The organism is Rhizobium sp. NLR16a (assembly GCF_017948245.1).
Lineage (GTDB): Bacteria > Pseudomonadota > Alphaproteobacteria > Rhizobiales > Rhizobiaceae > Rhizobium.
The window spans coordinates 108,837-126,669 of sequence record NZ_CP072868.1 but is presented as its reverse complement, the minus strand read 5'-3'; the positions used below and the strand labels follow the sequence as shown (position 1 = coordinate 126,669).

17 protein-coding genes, 2 pseudogenes and 1 riboswitch are annotated in these 17,833 nt (G+C 61.4%); of the genes and pseudogenes, 13 read left to right on the top strand and 6 right to left on the bottom strand.

What is annotated here, in order from left to right:
- Positions 1–11: 11 nt before the first annotated feature.
- From J7U39_RS25330 to J7U39_RS25315, 4 genes are read left to right on the top strand one after another with little or no spacing between them, the layout of a single operon-like run.
- The gene (locus J7U39_RS25330) at positions 12–896 is read left to right on the top strand and encodes a F0F1 ATP synthase subunit gamma (RefSeq protein WP_168296613.1); all 885 of its coding nucleotides are present in this window, start codon (positions 12–14) and stop codon (positions 894–896) included.
- Positions 897–918: 22 nt separating this feature from the next.
- The gene (atpD, locus tag J7U39_RS25325) at positions 919–2,346 is read left to right on the top strand and encodes a F0F1 ATP synthase subunit beta (protein ID WP_168296614.1); all 1,428 of its coding nucleotides are present in this window, start codon (positions 919–921) and stop codon (positions 2,344–2,346) included.
- A complete protein-coding gene (locus J7U39_RS25320; protein ID WP_210632940.1) occupies positions 2,346–2,585 on the top strand; it encodes a hypothetical protein in 240 nt (79 codons plus the stop codon). Before atpD ends, J7U39_RS25320 begins: the two co-directional genes overlap by 1 nt.
- Entirely contained in the window at positions 2,585–2,992 is a 408-nt protein-coding gene (locus J7U39_RS25315) for a F0F1 ATP synthase subunit epsilon (RefSeq protein WP_210632939.1), read from the top strand. The genes J7U39_RS25320 and J7U39_RS25315 overlap by 1 nt, the downstream gene beginning before the upstream one ends.
- A gap of 289 nt (positions 2,993–3,281) precedes the next feature.
- On the opposite strand, the gene J7U39_RS25310 is transcribed toward J7U39_RS25315, so the two are convergent.
- The 6 genes and pseudogenes from J7U39_RS25310 to J7U39_RS32280 all read right to left on the bottom strand — a co-directional run.
- Complete coding sequence (locus J7U39_RS25310) at positions 3,282–4,019, bottom strand: sugar transferase (RefSeq protein ID WP_210632938.1); 738 nt, start codon at positions 4,017–4,019, stop codon at positions 3,282–3,284.
- A gap of 167 nt (positions 4,020–4,186) precedes the next feature.
- Positions 4,187–5,406: pseudogene (locus tag J7U39_RS25305) on the bottom strand (acyltransferase).
- A gap of 87 nt (positions 5,407–5,493) precedes the next feature.
- The gene (locus J7U39_RS25300; protein WP_210632936.1) at positions 5,494–6,504 is read right to left on the bottom strand and encodes an ABC transporter substrate-binding protein; all 1,011 of its coding nucleotides are present in this window, start codon (positions 6,502–6,504) and stop codon (positions 5,494–5,496) included.
- Positions 6,505–6,573: 69 nt separating this feature from the next.
- The gene (locus tag J7U39_RS25295) at positions 6,574–7,386 is read right to left on the bottom strand and encodes an ABC transporter ATP-binding protein (RefSeq protein WP_210632935.1); all 813 of its coding nucleotides are present in this window, start codon (positions 7,384–7,386) and stop codon (positions 6,574–6,576) included.
- The gene (locus tag J7U39_RS25290) at positions 7,383–8,189 is read right to left on the bottom strand and encodes an ABC transporter permease (RefSeq protein WP_210632934.1); all 807 of its coding nucleotides are present in this window, start codon (positions 8,187–8,189) and stop codon (positions 7,383–7,385) included. Before J7U39_RS25290 ends, J7U39_RS25295 begins: the two co-directional genes overlap by 4 nt.
- A gap of 53 nt (positions 8,190–8,242) precedes the next feature.
- Positions 8,243–8,359 (bottom strand): annotated as a pseudogene (locus tag J7U39_RS32280) (HMP/thiamine-binding protein); the annotation flags it as partial.
- A riboswitch (TPP riboswitch) is annotated at positions 8,350–8,462 on the bottom strand. It overlaps the preceding pseudogene by 10 nt.
- A gap of 335 nt (positions 8,463–8,797) precedes the next feature.
- Here J7U39_RS32280 and soxR point away from each other — a divergent pair.
- The 9 genes from soxR (at position 8,798) to J7U39_RS25245 (ending at position 17,822) form a co-directional block, all read left to right on the top strand.
- Positions 8,798–9,268 carry a redox-sensitive transcriptional activator SoxR gene (gene soxR, locus J7U39_RS25285; protein ID WP_210632933.1) on the top strand — a complete coding sequence of 157 codons (471 nt, stop codon included), beginning with the start codon at positions 8,798–8,800 and terminating at the stop codon, positions 9,266–9,268.
- Between the two features lie 123 nt (positions 9,269–9,391).
- The gene (locus J7U39_RS25280) at positions 9,392–10,162 is read left to right on the top strand and encodes an SDR family oxidoreductase (RefSeq protein WP_210633042.1); all 771 of its coding nucleotides are present in this window, start codon (positions 9,392–9,394) and stop codon (positions 10,160–10,162) included.
- A gap of 103 nt (positions 10,163–10,265) precedes the next feature.
- Complete coding sequence (locus J7U39_RS25275; protein ID WP_210632932.1) at positions 10,266–10,604, top strand: metalloregulator ArsR/SmtB family transcription factor; 339 nt, start codon at positions 10,266–10,268, stop codon at positions 10,602–10,604.
- 78 nt (positions 10,605–10,682) lie between these two features.
- Positions 10,683–11,576, top strand: coding sequence for a LysR family transcriptional regulator (locus J7U39_RS25270; protein ID WP_210632931.1), 894 nt, complete (start codon positions 10,683–10,685; stop codon positions 11,574–11,576).
- Between the two features lie 134 nt (positions 11,577–11,710).
- Entirely contained in the window at positions 11,711–12,190 is a 480-nt protein-coding gene (locus J7U39_RS25265) for a formate dehydrogenase subunit gamma (RefSeq protein WP_210632930.1), read from the top strand.
- Positions 12,187–13,743, top strand: coding sequence for an NADH-quinone oxidoreductase subunit NuoF (locus J7U39_RS25260; protein WP_210632929.1), 1,557 nt, complete (start codon positions 12,187–12,189; stop codon positions 13,741–13,743). The genes J7U39_RS25265 and J7U39_RS25260 overlap by 4 nt, the downstream gene beginning before the upstream one ends.
- A 66-nt stretch (positions 13,744–13,809) precedes the next feature.
- On the top strand, positions 13,810–16,689 hold the full coding sequence (fdhF, locus tag J7U39_RS25255; RefSeq protein WP_210632928.1) for a formate dehydrogenase subunit alpha: 2,880 nt from the start codon (positions 13,810–13,812) through the stop codon (positions 16,687–16,689).
- Positions 16,690–16,762: 73 nt separating this feature from the next.
- Positions 16,763–17,587 carry a formate dehydrogenase accessory sulfurtransferase FdhD gene (gene fdhD / locus J7U39_RS25250; protein ID WP_210632927.1) on the top strand — a complete coding sequence of 275 codons (825 nt, stop codon included), beginning with the start codon at positions 16,763–16,765 and terminating at the stop codon, positions 17,585–17,587.
- Positions 17,577–17,822 carry a formate dehydrogenase subunit delta gene (locus J7U39_RS25245; RefSeq protein WP_184454821.1) on the top strand — a complete coding sequence of 82 codons (246 nt, stop codon included), beginning with the start codon at positions 17,577–17,579 and terminating at the stop codon, positions 17,820–17,822. The genes fdhD and J7U39_RS25245 overlap by 11 nt, the downstream gene beginning before the upstream one ends.
- Positions 17,823–17,833 lie beyond the last annotated feature (11 nt).

Sequence of the window (17,833 nt, the reverse complement as noted above, 5' to 3'; positions counted from 1 at the left end):
ACGGATAACGGATGCCTTCACTTAAGGATCTGAAAAATCGGATCGCCTCCGTCAAGGCGACGCAGAAGATCACCAAGGCGATGAAGATGGTCGCCGCGGCGAAGCTTCGGCGTGCGCAGGAGGCGGCCGAGGCCGCCCGGCCTTACTCGCAGCGTATGAACGCGGTCCTTGCGAATATCGCCAAGGCCGTTACCGATGCGGACGGGGCGCCGGTCTTGATGACCGGCACCGGCGAGGACCAGGTGCACCTGCTCGTGGTCTGCACGGCCGAACGCGGCCTGTGCGGCGGTTTCAACTCGCAGATTGCCCGCTTCGCCCGCGACCATGTCCGCAAATTGGTCGCCGAAGGCAAGACGGTGAAGATCTTCACGATCGGCAAGAAGGGTTATGACATTCTGCGCCGCGAATTCGCGTCACTGATTGTCGAGCGCAAGGAATTGCGCGAGGTCAAGAAGATCGGTTTCGAGAATGCCGACCAGATCGGCAAGCGGATCATCGAGATGTTCGAGGCCGGCGAATTCGACGTCTGCACGCTGTTCTATTCCGAGTTCAAGTCGGTGATAAGCCAGGTTCCGACCGCGCAGCAGCTCATCCCCGCCAAGGCCCCGGAAGCCGTCGTCGAGGATGAGGAGCATGCTGGCGCCGTCTACGAATACGAGCCGGATCCGGCGTCGATCCTCGACGATCTGATCCCGCGCAACATCTCGGTCCAGATCTTCCGCGCTCTCCTCGAGAATGTCGCGGGCGAAATGGGCGCCAAGATGAGCGCCATGGACAATGCGACGCGCAATGCTGGTGAGATGATCAACAAGCTGACGCTGAGCTACAACCGCCAGCGTCAGGCGCAGATCACCAAGGAACTGATTGAAATCATTTCGGGCGCGGAAGCGCTCTGAGTTAGGAAAAGAGGGTAAGAAAATGGCTGAGGCAGCTACCCGTTCTGTCGGCAAAGTCACCCAGGTTATCGGCGCCGTCGTCGACGTCGCTTTCGAAGGCGAACTGCCGGCGATCCTGAACGCGCTCGAAACCGATAACAACGGCAACCGCCTTGTTCTCGAAGTCGCTCAGCATCTGGGCGAAAACGAAGTCCGTACCATCGCCATGGACTCGAGCGAGGGTCTCGTCCGCGGCCAGCAGGTCGTCGATACCGGTGCCCCGATCTCGGTTCCTGTCGGCGATGAGACGCTTGGCCGCATTATGAACGTCATCGGCGAACCGGTCGACGAAGCAGGCCCGCTCAACACCGCCCACAAGCGCGCCATCCACCAGGACGCGCCGGCTTACGTCGAGCAGTCGACGGAAGCGCAGATCCTCGTTACCGGCATCAAGGTCGTCGACCTTCTCGCCCCTTACGCAAAGGGCGGCAAGATCGGCCTGTTCGGCGGCGCCGGCGTCGGCAAGACGGTTCTCATCATGGAACTGATCAACAACGTCGCCAAGGCGCACGGTGGTTACTCGGTCTTCGCAGGCGTGGGTGAGCGTACCCGCGAAGGCAACGACCTCTACCACGAAATGATCGAATCAGGCGTCAACAAGCATGGCGGTGGCGAGGGCTCGAAGGCTGCGCTCGTTTACGGCCAGATGAACGAACCGCCGGGCGCGCGTGCTCGCGTCGCTCTGACCGGTCTGACCGTCGCAGAACATTTCCGCGACCAGGGCCAGGACGTTCTGTTCTTCGTCGACAACATCTTCCGTTTCACGCAGGCGGGTTCCGAAGTGTCGGCTCTGCTCGGCCGTATTCCTTCGGCCGTGGGTTATCAGCCGACGCTCGCAACCGACATGGGTCAGATGCAGGAACGCATCACCACCACGACCACGGGCTCGATCACCTCGGTCCAGGCCATCTACGTTCCGGCCGACGACTTGACCGACCCGGCGCCGGCGACCTCGTTCGCCCACCTTGACGCAACGACGGTTCTGTCGCGTTCGATTGCTGAAAAGGGCATCTACCCGGCCGTCGACCCGCTCGACTCCACCTCGCGCATGCTCGACCCGTTGGTCGTCGGCGAAGAGCATTACGAAGTCGCCCGTAAGGTCCAGTCGACGCTGCAGCGATACAAGGCCCTGCAGGACATCATCGCCATTCTGGGCATGGATGAACTGTCCGAAGAGGACAAGGTTGCCGTCGCCCGTGCCCGCAAGATCGAGCGCTTCCTGTCGCAGCCGTTCTTCGTTGCCGAAGTCTTCACCGGCTCGCCGGGCAAGCTCGTTGCTCTCGAAGACACGATCAAGGGCTTCAAGGGCCTCGTTAACGGCGAATACGACAATCTGCCGGAAGCCGCCTTCTATATGGTCGGCTCGATCGATGAAGCCGTCGAGAAGGCCAAGAAGCTCGCCGCCGCTTGATGAGCGACGCTCAGGACGAGATATTCTGCTGCGACTCCCTCAAGCGAGTCGTGGCGGAGCTGCCAGAGCCGGCCGCGCCGACCGTCTACCGCGCCGATAACGGCGTGACGATGATGGTTGTCGGGCTGGTTCAGACCGAGGAAGGCCTCGGATATCTCGATCAGGCGATACTGCACTGCCCGTTCTGCGGGACCAAATTGCAAGCTGCAAAAGCCATAGCCGAGAAGGTAAGTCACTGATGGCTGACAATTTCAACTTTGAGCTCGTTTCGCCGGAGCGCCTGCTGCTGTCGGAGATGGTGACCGAAGTCGTCATTCCCGCAACCGAAGGCGAGATGACGGTTATGGCGCATCATGCGCCGACCATGACAACGATCAAGCCGGGTATCGTGAGCGTCCGCTCCGGCTCCGGCAGAAAGCAGGACTATGTGGTGTTCGGTGGTTTTGCCGATATCCTGCCGACAGGCTGCACATTGCTTGCCGAGTCCGCCGTTCCGGTTGAAGAGCTCAACAAGGATGAGCTGACCCGCCGCATCGAAGCTGCCAAGAAGGAACTCGAGGATGCCGTGCATCATGAGCACAAGTCCAAGCTTGAGCACTTCATCCTGGAACTGACGCATCTTAGCGGCATCGTCCAGCAGGATTGATCACAGCGACAGCATCAATGAAAGGCGGCCGCGAGGCCGCTTTTCTTGTTTCTGCCGTCTTTGAGCGCGACGATCGAAGCGCATCAACGAAAGTGAAGAGAGAGCAGGCGATCAAAGCCGCTTTTGCCGGTTTACGACGGTGAGGCGACACTTGCAGTGCCGCGCGACTTCAAAGCGCGCGCAAAAGCGCTGCGGCCCTTGATACGCCTATCGTGCTTTCTTTGTTTTACGACTGCATCTTCGTGGCCGCACATTGTGCGCGCGAGGCTTGGAACCGGGCAGACTCTCATTAGAAGCCGGTACCGCCGCGTAGCTCGATGACCAGCGTCTTGAACAGGATTTTCAGGTCGAGCAGCAGGCTGAAATTCCTGACGTAATAGATATCGCAGGCGATCCGGGCCCGGGCTTGCAGCGGCCGTGCCGTCGGTCCGCGCCAGCCCCGTGTCTGCGCGAGGCCGGTGATGCCGGGGCGCATGACGTGGCGATGGTGGTAGTTCGGCACCAATTCTTCGTAAAGCCTGCCGGCTGCGCGCATGTTGATGGCATGGCAGCGCGGACCGACCAGGGACATGTCGCCCCTGAGGACGTTCAGAAGTTGCGGCAGCTCGTCAATGTTTGTCCTGCGGAGCAGAGCGCCGATGCCGGTCACCCGCCTGTCGCCCTTGACGGTCTGCTGGATGCCGCTGGGATCGCAAGCGTCGGTGTGCATCGAGCGGAACTTGAAGACGGTGATCTTTCGGCCGTTCATGCCCCAACGGATCTGACGGAAGAATACGGGGCCGCCATCGTCGAGTTTGATGAAAATAGCGATTGCCAGGAAAAGCGGCGCCAGCACGAGGAGAGCGCTGGCCGCGATGACGATGTCGATCAGCCGCTTTACGGCCAATCGCAGAGCCGCCTTGCCTTCGACACCAGAAAAGCTGTCCGGCTGGCGAATGTTGGAGTTCGCTACAACCAGAGTCCGGATTTTGTTCTGACGCTGAGACGAATCGAAGCGTGAACTTATCTTCGAAGTAAAAGCATTCATTACTCAAAGCCCAGAAGTTTAGATGCGATACTGAACTGCGGGGAGACAGATACATGCTTACGTATGGTTTGTCATCATTATAAATAAGAAATCGGTAAGCATAAAGACGCCAAAAATGGGAGTATTTCGCGTTAACCTTAATGCCTCTAGTTGAGTGGCGTTCGAAATTATACTTCTAAAGGAGTAGCCCGATCAGGCGGCGCGATGTGAGGTGATTGCCGAAATCGATTACCGGTCGTTCCAACAGATAATAACTGAGGCTTGCCACCAGAAAAACGAGCGCCGCCGTCAGTGTGCAGGATTGCAGCCAACCGGTGACCACGTTCTCCGAGGAGGCCCCGAACGAGCCGGGGTCGAGTCTCTGGATCAATGTCAGGATGATCTCCTGCCAGATGTAAATGCCGAAGGAGATCTTGGCGACGTAGCGGACAGGAGCGTTATCAAGCAGCCTGCCCAGGCCCTGGGCACGGCTGAGCGAAACGAGCGCTGTTGCGACCGCCAGTGGAAAGACTGGAAATCCATAGGGGATGTCAAGCCAGCCGTAACCTTCGGCCGAGCCGCCAGGTGATATGAGGAGGCGGTAAGCGGCAACCGAAAGGGCCAGGAGTGCCGCGGCGTCGAACCAGGAAGAGCGCCTTGCGGACAACATCACTTCGATGCCGGCGGCAAAGGCACCGAGCGCGAAGACGGCAAAGAAACCGATCGGATTATAGTTGGGCATCCATTCCTTCGCCCCGCCCTGCAGGCCATATGCCCAGCCGCGCCCAATATCGTCGAGCGCAAAGAGCCTCAGGATTACCAGATGGGCAAGAAGGACGACGGCAATGACGCAGAGCCATACGGCGCGGGCGAAGAACGGACGTCGCCGCAGCAGGGGCAAGCGAAACAGCAGGAAAAAGGCGGCCGGCAGGAGCACATAGCTGGTGACCTCGAAGGGAATGGACCAGAGCGGCCCATCGGCTTCGACGGGAAAGAACGTGCGCCAATGCCACTGGCTCATGAACAGCAGTCCCGAGACATAGCGGACGACGAGCTCCGGCGTCAGCGGCAGGGCAAGCAGCGTCAGGCTGAGGATAAAGCCGACGCTGGCGGCGAACCAGAAGCCCGGAGTGATGCGCGCCAACCTGCGGATGGCGTAGTGCCCGAGGCTCGGCATGGCGCCGCCGGCGTCGAGAGCGTGCCAGAAAGGGCGGGCAAGCAGAAAGCCGCTGAGCACGAAGAAGATGGCGACGCCGAAATTGCCGAAGCGGAGGACGTTGGCCGTCGGCGCCAATTCATCCGGAATTCTGCGCATATCCAGCCGGAGCGCGAGATGATGCGCGAGCACCAACAAGCACGCCATCGCGCGCAGAAAGTCGGCTCCGACCAGTCTGTCCTGTGCTCGCATGTCGTTCCCGCCCCGCTCGATTCGGCTCAAGCCGCCCAAGCTCAAAGCATTGCCGCGGAAGGCCGCGTCGGCAAGGGCGGGTCGGGATCAGCCGAGGAGTTCGTTGGTGTAATAGGTGGAAAAGTCCGGCTTCTCCCTGAGCACGACGCCATTCGCATCAACCAGGATGCCGTTCTCAAGCAGGAAGCCGCCGATGGCATCGGCCTTTGCCGGGTCAAGGGTGCCGATCACGCCGGCCTCGGATCTCAGGAAATGGCCTTCGATCAATGCCTTCTGGGAAGCCTTTACCAGTTCCGTGTTCATCAGTGCGCCGTTGCTTCCCGATATCAGCAGTTCGCAGGCTTCGTCGGGATGGTCGATGGAGTAGACATAGCCTTGACGTGTGGCCTGGATGAAGGCGCGGGCGTGTTCTCGACTGGCCGAGAGATAGGCGTCGCTGGAAACGATGACCGTCGTCTGCTCGTCGGGAATGCCGTAATCGGAATAGTGGAAGCGGCTGATCTTCCGCTTCTCCAGCTCGGCGGCGATGCCTTCCCAGGTGTAGATCTCCAGCGTGAAGTCAATCGAGCCATTGTCCAGCGCCTCATAGGCGGAGGTGCCAAGGGTGACGGTCTTGACGTCGCCCTTGCCGCCGTCATTGCGGATCATCGCTGAGACCAGCGCGCTTTCCCAGGTGCCGCCGAAGCCGCCATAGGTCTTGCCGTCGAGATCTCTGGGACTCTTGATGTCGTCGCGCCCGCCCTTGAAGATCAGGCGTGCGGTTTCCGTCTGGACGACGCCGTAGACCATCTTCACGTCACCGCCGCCAGCGCGCTGCGTGAGAGCCTCGATCTCGCTGCTGATGCCGAAGTCGGCGACCCCGTTCGACACCAGCGTGCCGGCGCTGGTGTCGGTAAAGGGCAGAATCTCAACATCGAGGCCGGCGGCCGTGTAGAAGCCTTTCGCCTTGGCGACATAGATGCCGATGTGGTTGGTGTTGGGCGTCCAGTCGAGCGCGATACGAACCTTTGCGGGCGCCGATTGAGCGAAGGCGGCGCGGCCGGCGAGGCTTGTTGCGATAGCGGCGAGGATCGTCTGTCGACGGGTGAGAAGCAGCATGGTGACCTCCTCAGGTCTATTAGAGCAGGATCCCGAAAAGTGTGAGCGGTTTTCGGACGACATCGTGCTCTAACTCTTTAAATTGGAACAGGATTCAGATTGCAGGCCGACCGGCCTGAAATCATCCTGTTCTTGCGGATGAAGCAGGGTTTGCAGGATTTCAGTCTCGATTGCCTGGGCCGCGGGCGAACCGAGATCAGCGATGCTTCTCGGGCGGGGCAGGGAAACGCGGAATTCGCGGATGACGCGGGCCGGGCGGGCAGACAGCACGTAGATCCGGTCGGAGAGGAAAACGGCCTCGCGAACATCGTGGGTGATCAGCAGCGCCGTCCAGCGATGTTCGGTCCACATGTCTTGCAGCCACTCCTGGATCTGGATGCGAGTCAGCGCATCGAGCGCGCCGAAGGGCTCGTCGAGCAGCAGCATGTCCTGCTTCTGGATGACGGTGCGCAGCAGTGCAGCACGCTGGCGCATGCCGCCGGAAAGAGAGGCGGGGTAGTGATGCTCGAAGCCGGCCAGGCCAAACCGCTCGAAGAGGGGCGCGACAGCGGCGCGGGCGGCCCGCCGATTCATGCCCCTCACTTCCAGGCCGAGCACGGCATTGTCGATGATCCGGCGCCAGGGCATCAGCGCATCGCGTTGCGGCATGAAGGCAAAGGAATGCGGCGTCTGTTCCAGCGCCGCACCGTTGAAAAGCATGTTGCCGGAATCCGGCCGCAGCGCCTGAGTCAGCAGTCTCAGCACGGTCGATTTTCCCGAGCCGGATGGGCCGACGATCGAGACGAACTCGCCGTTTGCGACCGCGAGCGAAATGTCGTCCAGGACCTTCATGCCGTCGAAGGACTTCGAGATGTTGCGCAGCTCAAGCATCTGACCGGTCATCGGCGCCGTTCCTTGGATGGCTGCCAGGGCATGACGAAACGCTGGATAACCACCGTCAGCGCGAAGAGGCAGAGCGTCAACACAGCGCTGACGATCACGGCGGCGAGCACGAGATCGGGACGGAAATTGTTCTTGGCGTTGAGGATATAAATGCCGAGGCCGCTTGCAGCGCCGGCATATTCGGCAAAGATCGCGCCGACGACGGCATAGGTGATCGAGATTCGAAGGCCGGCGAAGAAATAGGGCAGCGACGAGGGAAGCCGCGCCAGGCGGAAAATGCGCCAGCGACTCGCCTTCATCGAATTCAAGAGCTCGGCGATGTCGCGATCGGTCGCCTCATAACCCTGAAGCAGGGCAACGAGCAGCGGAAAGAAAGTGACGAGCGCCACCAGCAATATCTTCGGCAAAAGGCCGAAACCGAACCAGAGAACGACGAGGGGTGCGATCGCCACCAGCGGCAGAGTCTGGCTGGCGATGAAGATCGGCAGCAGTGCCCGACGCATGAAGGGCATGAAATCCATCAGGATCGAAGAGGCGAAGGCGAAGGCGAGCGACAGGGCGAAGCCGCCGAGTGTCGCGCCGAGCGTCGGCCAGGTGTTTGATATCAGCCCCTCTCGGTTCAGCCAGCCCTGGATAAGAATACGCGAAGGCGCCGGCAGAATGGACGGTTTGATGCCGGAAAGATCCACATAGAGTTCCCATGCCGCCAGAAAGGCAAAGCCTGCGAGCAAGGCGGGCATTGTCCGGTACACGGCGAGACAGAGCGTCGCAAGGCGCGAATCCGATGGTCGTGGCGATGTCATCGGCGTTCGATTTCAGGCTTTCGTCTGGCCGTTAGCGCAAACCTGTCGAGGACATCGGTCTCGATGCGCAGCCTACCGCGATTGGGGGCGGTTGCCTTGACGGCATCGAGAGGGATGCCGGCGGAATTGCCGGACGTCGGGTAGAGTGACACTTGCGCGCCGGAACACATTTGGACCTCGCTCCGCTGGCATTACCCAGATCAGCTTAGAAGGGTCCGGAGGCTTGCGCCTCGCATCTCAGCCCCGGCGATACAGAGCTCCCCTGTCATTCGGCGAAAACTATCATCGGGGTTTTGTTGCCGCAACCGCAAAATTACAAACCCGTCCGGCCGGCCGGGACGGGGCGCAGATGAAAAAACACCCGGACGAGGTCCTGTCCGGGTGTTTTCCGAGGTTCCGTACCTGCCGGGAACGGAACCCGAGCGCTCGCCTCTCGGGCGGCTATATCGGCAGGGGCGATCGGTACCAGGGCGGACAAGCGCCGATGCCATCATTTCAGCTTCGTATCGACCGGATGATCTCGCTGTCGCTCCTTCCTGCGCCCTCGCGCTTTACGGCCGGGGGAGCAGGGGTTATAAAACCTCAACTAATATTGAGGTCAATGGGCGATGAATAGGATTTCTGCGACGCCGCTCGGCAGGCTTCTGACAGTCGGCGAAGTGGCGCAACGCAGTGGTCTTGCCGTCTCGGCACTGCATTTCTACGAAGCCAAGGGGCTGATTTCGAGTATCCGCACGCGCGGCAATCAGCGGCGATACGGACGCGATGTGCTTCGCCGGCTCGGCATCATCAAGGTGGCGCAACGTGTTGGCATACCGCTTTCGGAAATCCAGACGGCATTTGCCTCCCTGCCGCAGGGACGCACGCCGACGGTTGCCGACTGGCAGACGCTGTCGGCGCGCTGGAAGGATGAACTCGACGCGCGAATCAGGCGGCTGAGCCTGCTGCGAGACCGCCTGACCGGCTGCATCGGCTGCGGCTGCCTGTCGATCGAAAGCTGTCCGTTGCGCAATCCCTTCGATCGGCTCGGCGAGGAGGGGCCAGGCGCACGGCTGCTGGAGACCGAAATCGACATATGAGCTTTCAGGGAAAAGCTCTAGCCTCTGGCGGAAAGATGATGCCGCCTTTCTTTCGGCCGGCGCGCTCATATGTTAAGGGCGAATGGCGCAACAGGCGGCATTGTCCGCGAGGAGGACGGCTTCGTGTTCCATCCGAGACTATTCGAGAATCGCAATGTCATCGTGACCGGCGCCGGGCGGGGCATCGGCCTCGAAGTGGCCCGGCAGTTCTTGGACTGCGGCGCAAAGGTGATCGTCCATATCGGGCGCAAACCGGGACGCGAGCTGCCGGATTTTCTGCTGACGGCTGAATCCGAAAGACGGGCGCTGTTGCTGCACGCCGATTTCACCGCCGTTGGCGGCGCTGCGCAATTTGCCGAAAATGCGCTCGCCTTCTTCGACAAGGTGCATGTGCTCGTCAATAACGCCGGCACCATGCTCGGCCGTTTTCCGGCTGCCACACTGACCGACGCAGATTATGAGGCGATCGTGCGTTTGAACCAGACGTCGGTGGTGGCGCTGACGCGTGCGTTGCTACCGGCATTGAAGGCGGCGGAAGGCGCTGCCATCGTCAACACCGTTTCAATTTCCGCGCTGACCGGCGGCAGCCCCGGTTCTTCGATCTATTCCGCCTCGAAAGCCTTCATTTCAACCTATTCCAAGGCGCTTGCCCGCGAGCTTGCGCCGGATGGCATCCGCGTCAATTGTGTCTCGCCCGGAACGATCGAGACGGATTTCCATGAGCGCTATTCTTCCCGCGAAAAGCTGGAGCAGACGAGAAAGTCTATTCCCTTGCAGCGGCTGGGCACAGCGGAGGATTGCGCTCCGGCCTATCTGTTCCTGGCGGCACCCTCCCTCTCCGGATACATTACCGGCCAGGTCCTCGAGATCAATGGCGGCCAGCTTATCTGCTGATTTAGTTAGACCTTTTTTGACATTTGATCACTTTTGGCAAATTCGCGTGTGCGAATATGCTATTGGGCTGATCTGCCTTTTCGCTTCCCTTCCGAGATGTCGAATGCCATTGCCCAAGCCCGAGCCGGGAATGTCCGGTCAGGAATTGCACAAACTCGCTGGAAACGCTCGTGAGGCGAGCGATCTGCTGAAGGCGCTGGCGCACCAGACCCGACTTCTAATTCTTTGCATACTCGCGACCGAGGAGCGGACGGTGGGTGAAATCGAAAATATCCTCGGCATTCAGCAGGCGATGGTCTCGCAGCAGCTCGCGCGTTTGAGGCTCGAAGGCCTTGTCAATACGCGCCGTCAGGGCAGGCTCGTCAATTACCGTATCGGCAATACGAGCGTGCTTGCCTTCCTCGAATCGCTGTTCGATCTTTTTCCTGCAGAAAACAATTAGCACCCGCCCTTGCGGAGCACGGTTGCTGCGTCGAAGATAGGCTGATCCGGATGATTTCGCGCCGGATCGGGAGACCGGATGATCGACAAGCTGGAATTTTTCATCGCCCTTGCCAACGAAAAGCATTTCGGCCGCGCCGCCGAGGAGTGCGGGATCTCGCAACCGACACTTTCGGCCGCCATCCGGCAGCTTGAAGACCAGCTTGGTGTCATGCTGGTGCAGCGCGGCTCGCGTTTTCAAGGGCTGACGCCGGAGGGGCAGCGGGTGCTTGAATGGGCGCGGCGCATCGTCGGCGACGCCCGCACCATGCGCGAGGAAATGCGCGCCGCCCGCCGTGGTCTTTCCGGCCACATCCGCCTCGCTGCCATTCCGACCGCGCTCGCCATGCTTTCGCGCATCACTACGCCCTTTCAGGAACGACATCCCGGAGTGACCTTCTCGATCGTCTCGCGGAACTCGCTGCAGGTGCTGAGCATGCTGGAAAATCTCGAAATCGAGGCCGGCATCACCTACCTAGAAAATGAACCGCTTGGCCGCGTTACGACCGTGCCCCTCTATGCCGAGCGCTACAATCTGATCACGGCCGCAGGCAGCCCGCTTTCCGATCGCGACAACGTGACTTGGCGGGAAGTCGGCGATCTTCGGCTTTGTCTATTGACAGCTGACATGCAGAACCGCCGCATCATCAACCGGCATCTGACGGAAGCCGGCGCCACGGTGCATCCGACGCTCGAATCCAATTCGATGATCGTGCTGTTCTCGCATGTCAGGACCGGTCGCTGGGCGAGCATCATGCCGCGCAACGTCGCGAAATCCTTTGGTTTTCCCGTGGAAATCCGGATGATTCCGATCGTCGAGCCTGAGGCGCATCATCTGGTCGGTCTTGTCGCGCCTTATCGCGAGCCCTTCACCCCGCTCGTTTCGGCCCTATTGCACGAAGCGAGAGTGCTCGTGCGGGATGAGGAGCTTTGATAGAAAAAACCTATCATTCCACGAGATAGCTTTATTGATCGTCATCGGCTTCCCTGAGATGTTGTCTGCACGATGGCGCTCGGCTGGGGAGGCCTGCCATCCCGAAACGAGCAAGCCGCCGGGAGGGCTGCCTGATGACCATTCATATCGCCGGAGGCGATATCGCAGCGCGTACACGGACCATCGTCGCCGACCTGCGCTTCCTTGAGGGACCGCTGCTTCCCATTCTGCACGAGGTTCAGCGAGAATTCGGTTATGTGCCGCAGGAAGCCCTGCCTGTGATTGCGGAGGAATTGAACCTCTCGCGCGCCGAAGTGCACGGGGTGATGACATTCTATCACGATTATCGCGACCATCCCGCCGGCCGCCACGTGCTGAAGCTCTGTCGCGCCGAGGCCTGTCAGTCGACGGGCGGCGATGCGTTGGCTGAACGCGTCAAGGCGCTGCTGGGCATCGATTTTCATCAGACGACGCTCGACGGCGCCGTGACGCTGGAGCCGGTCTACTGTCTCGGCCTTTGTGCCTGCGCCCCGTCGGCGATGCTCGACGGCGAGGTTTATGGCCGGCTCGACGATCAGCTGGTGGCGGAACTCGTTGCGGAGGCACGTCGATGACAGTCAAGATCTATGTTCCGCGCGATGCCGCTGCGCTGGCGCTCGGGGCCGAAAAGGTGGCAAAGGCGATTGCCCAGGAGATCGCCGCCCGCGGCTTCGATGCAGAGATCGTGCGCAACGGCTCGCGCGGAATGTTCTGGCTGGAACCGCTGGTCGAGATCGAGGCCGCCGGGAGGCGCATCGGCTACGGGCCGGTGAAGGCAAGGGATGTGCCTGCTCTGTTTGACGCCGGAATGATGAACGGCGGCGGCCACCCGCTCTGTCTCGGGGGGGTTGAAGACCTCCCCTTCCTGAAGGAACAGACCCGCCTGACCTTCGCCCGCTGTGGCATCACCGACCCGCTTTCGCTTGGCGATTATGAGGCGCATGGCGGCCTTGCCGGCCTTCGCCGCGCCGTTTTGATGACGCCTGTCGAAATCGTCAAGGAAGTCACGGATTCCGGCCTGCGCGGACGCGGCGGTGCCGGTTTTCCCACGGGCATCAAGTGGAAGACGGTTCTCGATGCCAGCGGCGAACGCAAATATATCGTCTGCAACGCCGACGAAGGTGATAGCGGCACCTTCGCCGACAGGATGATCATGGAGGGCGATCCCTTCGTGCTGATCGAGGGCATGGCGATTGCAGGGTTTGCGACCGGCGCCACGAAGGGGTTCGTCTATACCCGTTCGGAATATCCGCATGCGATCGCCGTGATGAGCGAGGCCATCGGCATTGCCCGGCAGGCCGGCATTCTCGGGCCGTCAGTGCTTGGTTCGGGTCGCGCCTTCGATATCGAGGTGCGCACCGGCGCCGGCGCCTATGTCTGCGGTGAGGAAACGGCTCTCTTGAACAGTCTCGAAGGCAAGCGCGGCATCGTGCGCGCCAAGCCGCCGCTGCCGGCGCATAAGGGCTTGTTCGACTGTCCGACCGTCATCAACAATGTGATCTCACTTGCCTCGGTGCCTGTCATCCTGGAGAAGGGGGCCGCCTTCTACCGCGATTTCGGTATGGGCCGCTCGCGCGGCACCATTCCGCTGCAGATCGCCGGCAATGTCAGATATGGCGGCCTCTATGAGACCGCCTTCGGTCTTTCGCTCGGCGAGATCGTCGACAGGATCGGCGGCGGCACGAGGACCGGCCGACCGGTCAAGGCCGTGCAGGTCGGCGGACCATTGGGCGCCTATTTCCCGCGGGCTCTGTTCGATACGCCTTTCGACTACGAAGCCTTCGCCGCCAAGGACGGGCTCATCGGCCACGCCGGCGTCGTTGTCTTCGACGACACGGCCGATATGCTGAAGCAGGCGCGTTTCGCCATGGAATTCTGTGCCGTCGAAAGCTGCGGCAAATGCACGCCCTGCCGCATCGGTTCGACCCGCGGCGTCGAGACGGTCGACAAAATCGCGCGCGGCATCGAGCCGGAGAAGAACCGGGTGCTGCTTGGCGATCTCTGCAATACCATGAAATTCGGGTCGCTCTGTGCGCTCGGCGGTTTCACGCCCTATCCCGTGGTGAGCGCCATGACGCATTTCCCGGAAGATTTCGCGCCGGCGCCGGTCGTGGAGGCGGCTGAGTGATGATCTTCCAAGCTACAGTCGCATGCCGTGACTTGCTCAATTCCATTTCCGTACAGGAGGCCGACCATGTCTCTCATCCATGAAATCGACTACGGCACTCCCGCTTCGAAATCCGAAACCATGGTGAGGCTCACCATTGATGGGCAGCAGATCAGCGTGCCGGAGGGCACCTCCATCATGCGCGCATCGATGGAAGCCGGTATCGAGGTGCCGAAGCTCTGCGCTACTGACATGGTCGATGCCTTCGGCTCCTGCCGGCTCTGTCTCGTCGAGATCGAGGGCCGCGCCGGCACGCCAGCCTCCTGCACGACGCCGGTGGCGGCAAACATGGTGGTGCACACGCAGACGGGACGATTGAAGGATATCCGCCGCGGCGTGATGGAGCTTTATATTTCCGATCATCCGCTCGACTGTCTCACCTGCGCTGCCAATGGCGATTGCCAGTTGCAGGATATGGCCGGCGCTGTCGGCCTGCGCGACGTGCGCTACGGCTATGAGGGCGACAATCACGTCAAGGCGCGCGGCAACGGCGACATCAATCTGAAATGGATGCCGAAGGACGAGTCCAATCCCTATTTCACCTATGATCCCTCGAAATGCATCGTCTGTTCGCTCTGCGTACGCGCCTGCGAGGAAGTGCAGGGCACTTTCGCGCTGACGATCGAGGGGCGCGGTTTCGGTTCCCGCGTGTCACCCGGCATGCATGAGAATTTCATGGATTCCGAATGCGTTTCCTGCGGCGCCTGCGTCCAGGCCTGTCCGACGGCGACGCTGACGGAGAAATCGGTGATCGAGATCGGCCAGCCGGAGCATTCGGCCGTCACCACCTGCGCCTATTGCGGCGTCGGCTGCTCCTTCAAGGCGGAGATGCGCGGCGAGGAACTGGTGCGGATGGTGCCGTGGAAGGACGGACAGGCCAATCGCGGGCATTCGTGCGTCAAGGGCCGCTTCGCCTACGGTTATTCCACTCACAAAGACCGCATCCTCAACCCGATGATCCGCGAAAAGGTCAGCGATCCCTGGCGGGAGGTGAGCTGGGACGAGGCCTTCGCGCATGTGGCGTCGGAGTTCCGCCGCATCCAATATCAGTATGGCCGCGACGCGATCGGCGGCATCACCTCCTCGCGCTGCACCAATGAGGAAACCTATCTGGTGCAGAAGCTGGTCCGCGCCGGTTTCGGCAACAACAATGTCGATACCTGCGCCCGCGTCTGCCACTCGCCGACCGGCTACGGTCTCGGCCAGACATTCGGGACCTCGGCCGGCACGCAGAATTTCGACAGTGTCGAACAATCCGATGTCGTCGTCATCATCGGCGCCAACCCGACGGACGGCCATCCGGTGTTCGGGTCGCGGCTGAAGAAGCGGCTGCGCCAGGGGGCGAAGCTCATCGTCATCGATCCGCGCCGCACCGATATCGTCCGGTCGCCACATGTCGAGGCTTCCTACCACCTGCCGCTGAAGCCGGGCACCAATGTCGCAGTGATGACGGCGCTGGCGCATGTGATCGTCACCGAAGGGCTCTACGACGAGGCATTCATCCGCGAGCGCTGCGACTGGTCGGAATTCGAGGACTGGGCGGCTTTCGTCGCTGAGCCGCAGCATAGTCCCGAACAGACGGAGGCTTTCACTGGCGTTCCGGCGGCGGATCTGCGCGGTGCGGCAAGGCTCTATGCCAAGGGCGGCAATGGTGCGATCTATTACGGCCTCGGTGTCACCGAACACAGCCAGGGCTCGACCACGGTGATTGCGATCGCCAACCTGGCGATGGCGACCGGCAATATCGGCCGCCCGGGCGTGGGCGTGAATCCGCTGCGCGGCCAGAACAATGTGCAGGGTTCCTGCGACATGGGCTCCTTCCCGCACGAGCTGCCGGGCTACCGGCACATTTCCGACGATGCGACGCGCGATATCTTCGAAAAGCTCTGGGGCGTGAAGCTCAACAACGAGCCGGGTCTGCGCATTCCGAATATGCTGGATGCGGCGGTCGACGGCTCGTTCAAGGGCCTGTACGTCCAGGGCGAGGACATTCTCCAGTCCGATCCCGATACGAAACATGTCGCCGCAGGGCTGGCGGCGATGGAATGCGTCGTCGTGCAGGACCTGTTCCTCAACGAGACTGCCAACTACGCCCATGTCTTCCTGCCGGGCTCGACCTTCCTCGAGAAAGACGGCACCTTCACCAATGCCGAGCGGCGCATCAACCGCGTTCGCAAAGTGATGACGCCGCGCAACGGCTATGGCGACTGGGAGGTGACGCAGAAGCTTGCCCATACCATGGGACTCGACTGGAATTATGCCCATCCGTCGGAGATCATGGATGAAATTGCCGCGACGACGCCGAGTTTCGCGCTTGTTTCCTACGATTACCTCGACAAGATGGGTTCGGTGCAGTGGCCCTGCGACGAGAAGAACCCGCTCGGGTCGCCGATCATGCATGTCAACGGTTTCGTGCGCGGCAAGGGCAAGTTCATCCGCACTGAATATGTGGCGACCGACGAACGCACCGGCCCACGCTTCCCGCTGCTGCTCACCACTGGCCGCATTCTCAGCCAGTATAATGTCGGAGCGCAGACCCGGCGGACGGAGAATGTCGTCTGGCACGCGGAAGACCGGCTGGAGATCCACCCGCACGATGCCGAACAGCGCGGCGTCCGCGATGGCGACTGGGTGAAGCTCGCCAGCCGCTCCGGCGACACCACGCTCCGGGCGCTGATCACCGATCGTGTCGCGCCGGGCGTCGTCTATACGACCTTCCATCACCCCAATACGCAGGCCAACGTCGTCACCACCGACTTTTCCGACTGGGCGACCAACTGCCCGGAATACAAGGTGACGGCGGTGCAGGTCTCGCCGTCGAACGGGCCGAGCGACTGGCAGCTCGAATATGACGAGCAGGCGCGGCAATCGCGCCGCATCGCCGGCAAGCTCGAAGCGGCGGAGTGACGATGCAGGGGCGATTTGGTGTTGTCGGCAAGATCCTCCTTCCTCTCCTAGGGGAGAAGAGGAGGCGTCCGTGATGACTTTCGCCACCACCGCCCGTGCTCCCGAAACCGCCCGCCGCAACGGCGTCATGCACAGCGGTTCGCGCATGGTGCCCGAGGAAGTGCCGATCGCCTTTTCCTATGGCGGCAGTTCGCATGCGGTGATGATGGCGACACCCGCGGATCTTGAGGATTTCGCCGTCGGCTTCAGCCTGACGGAAGGAATTATCGCCAAGCCGGCGGAGATATCCGCCATCGAGATCGTCGAGGGCGAGCAGGGCGTTGACGTGCAGGTCAGCCTTGCCGACGACGTCGCCGATCGGCTGCGGGCGCGCCGCCGCAGCATGGCCGGCCCGGTCGGCTGCGGGCTCTGCGGCATCGAATCGATCGAACAGGCAGTGCGGCCGGTGCCCAACGTCTCGACATCGCCGTTGACGCTGTCTCACGCGGATATCGTTCGGGCCGTTTCGCTTCTGAACGAGGCGCAGCCGCTGCATCGGCAGACGCGGGCCGTACATGGCGCTGGATTCTATCTTCCCGGCGGCGGGCTCATTGCGGTCCGTGAAGATGTTGGCCGCCACAACGCGCTGGACAAACTCTGCGGCGCCGTCATCCGCGCCGACGAAAGCGGCGGAAACGGCGCGGTCGTCGTCACCAGCCGGCTGTCGGTCGAGATGGTGCAGAAGGCGGCGATCCTCGGCAGCCCCGCGCTCATCGCCATTTCAGCGCCGACAGCCCTTGCCATCCGCACGGCCGAAGAGGCCGGCATGACGCTCGTCGCGCTGGTGCGCGGCGAGGATTTCGAGATTTTCACACACCCGCACCGCATCTTGCCCGGAAGCATCGCCGATGTCGCATGATACCAAAACCAAGCTTGTCTATATGGCAAATCAGATCGCCACCTTTTTCAAGAGCCAGCCGCAAAACGAGGCCGCGCAAGGGGTCGCCACGCACATCAACAAATTCTGGGAGCCGCGCATGCGGCGGCAATTGTTTGAAATTCTCGAGAAAGAGGAGAACGGTCTGGATGCACTCGTGCTTCAGGCCGCTCCCATGATCCGCAAGCCGGAGGCGGAGGCAAACCAGGTCCGGTAATCCAAAGTGGC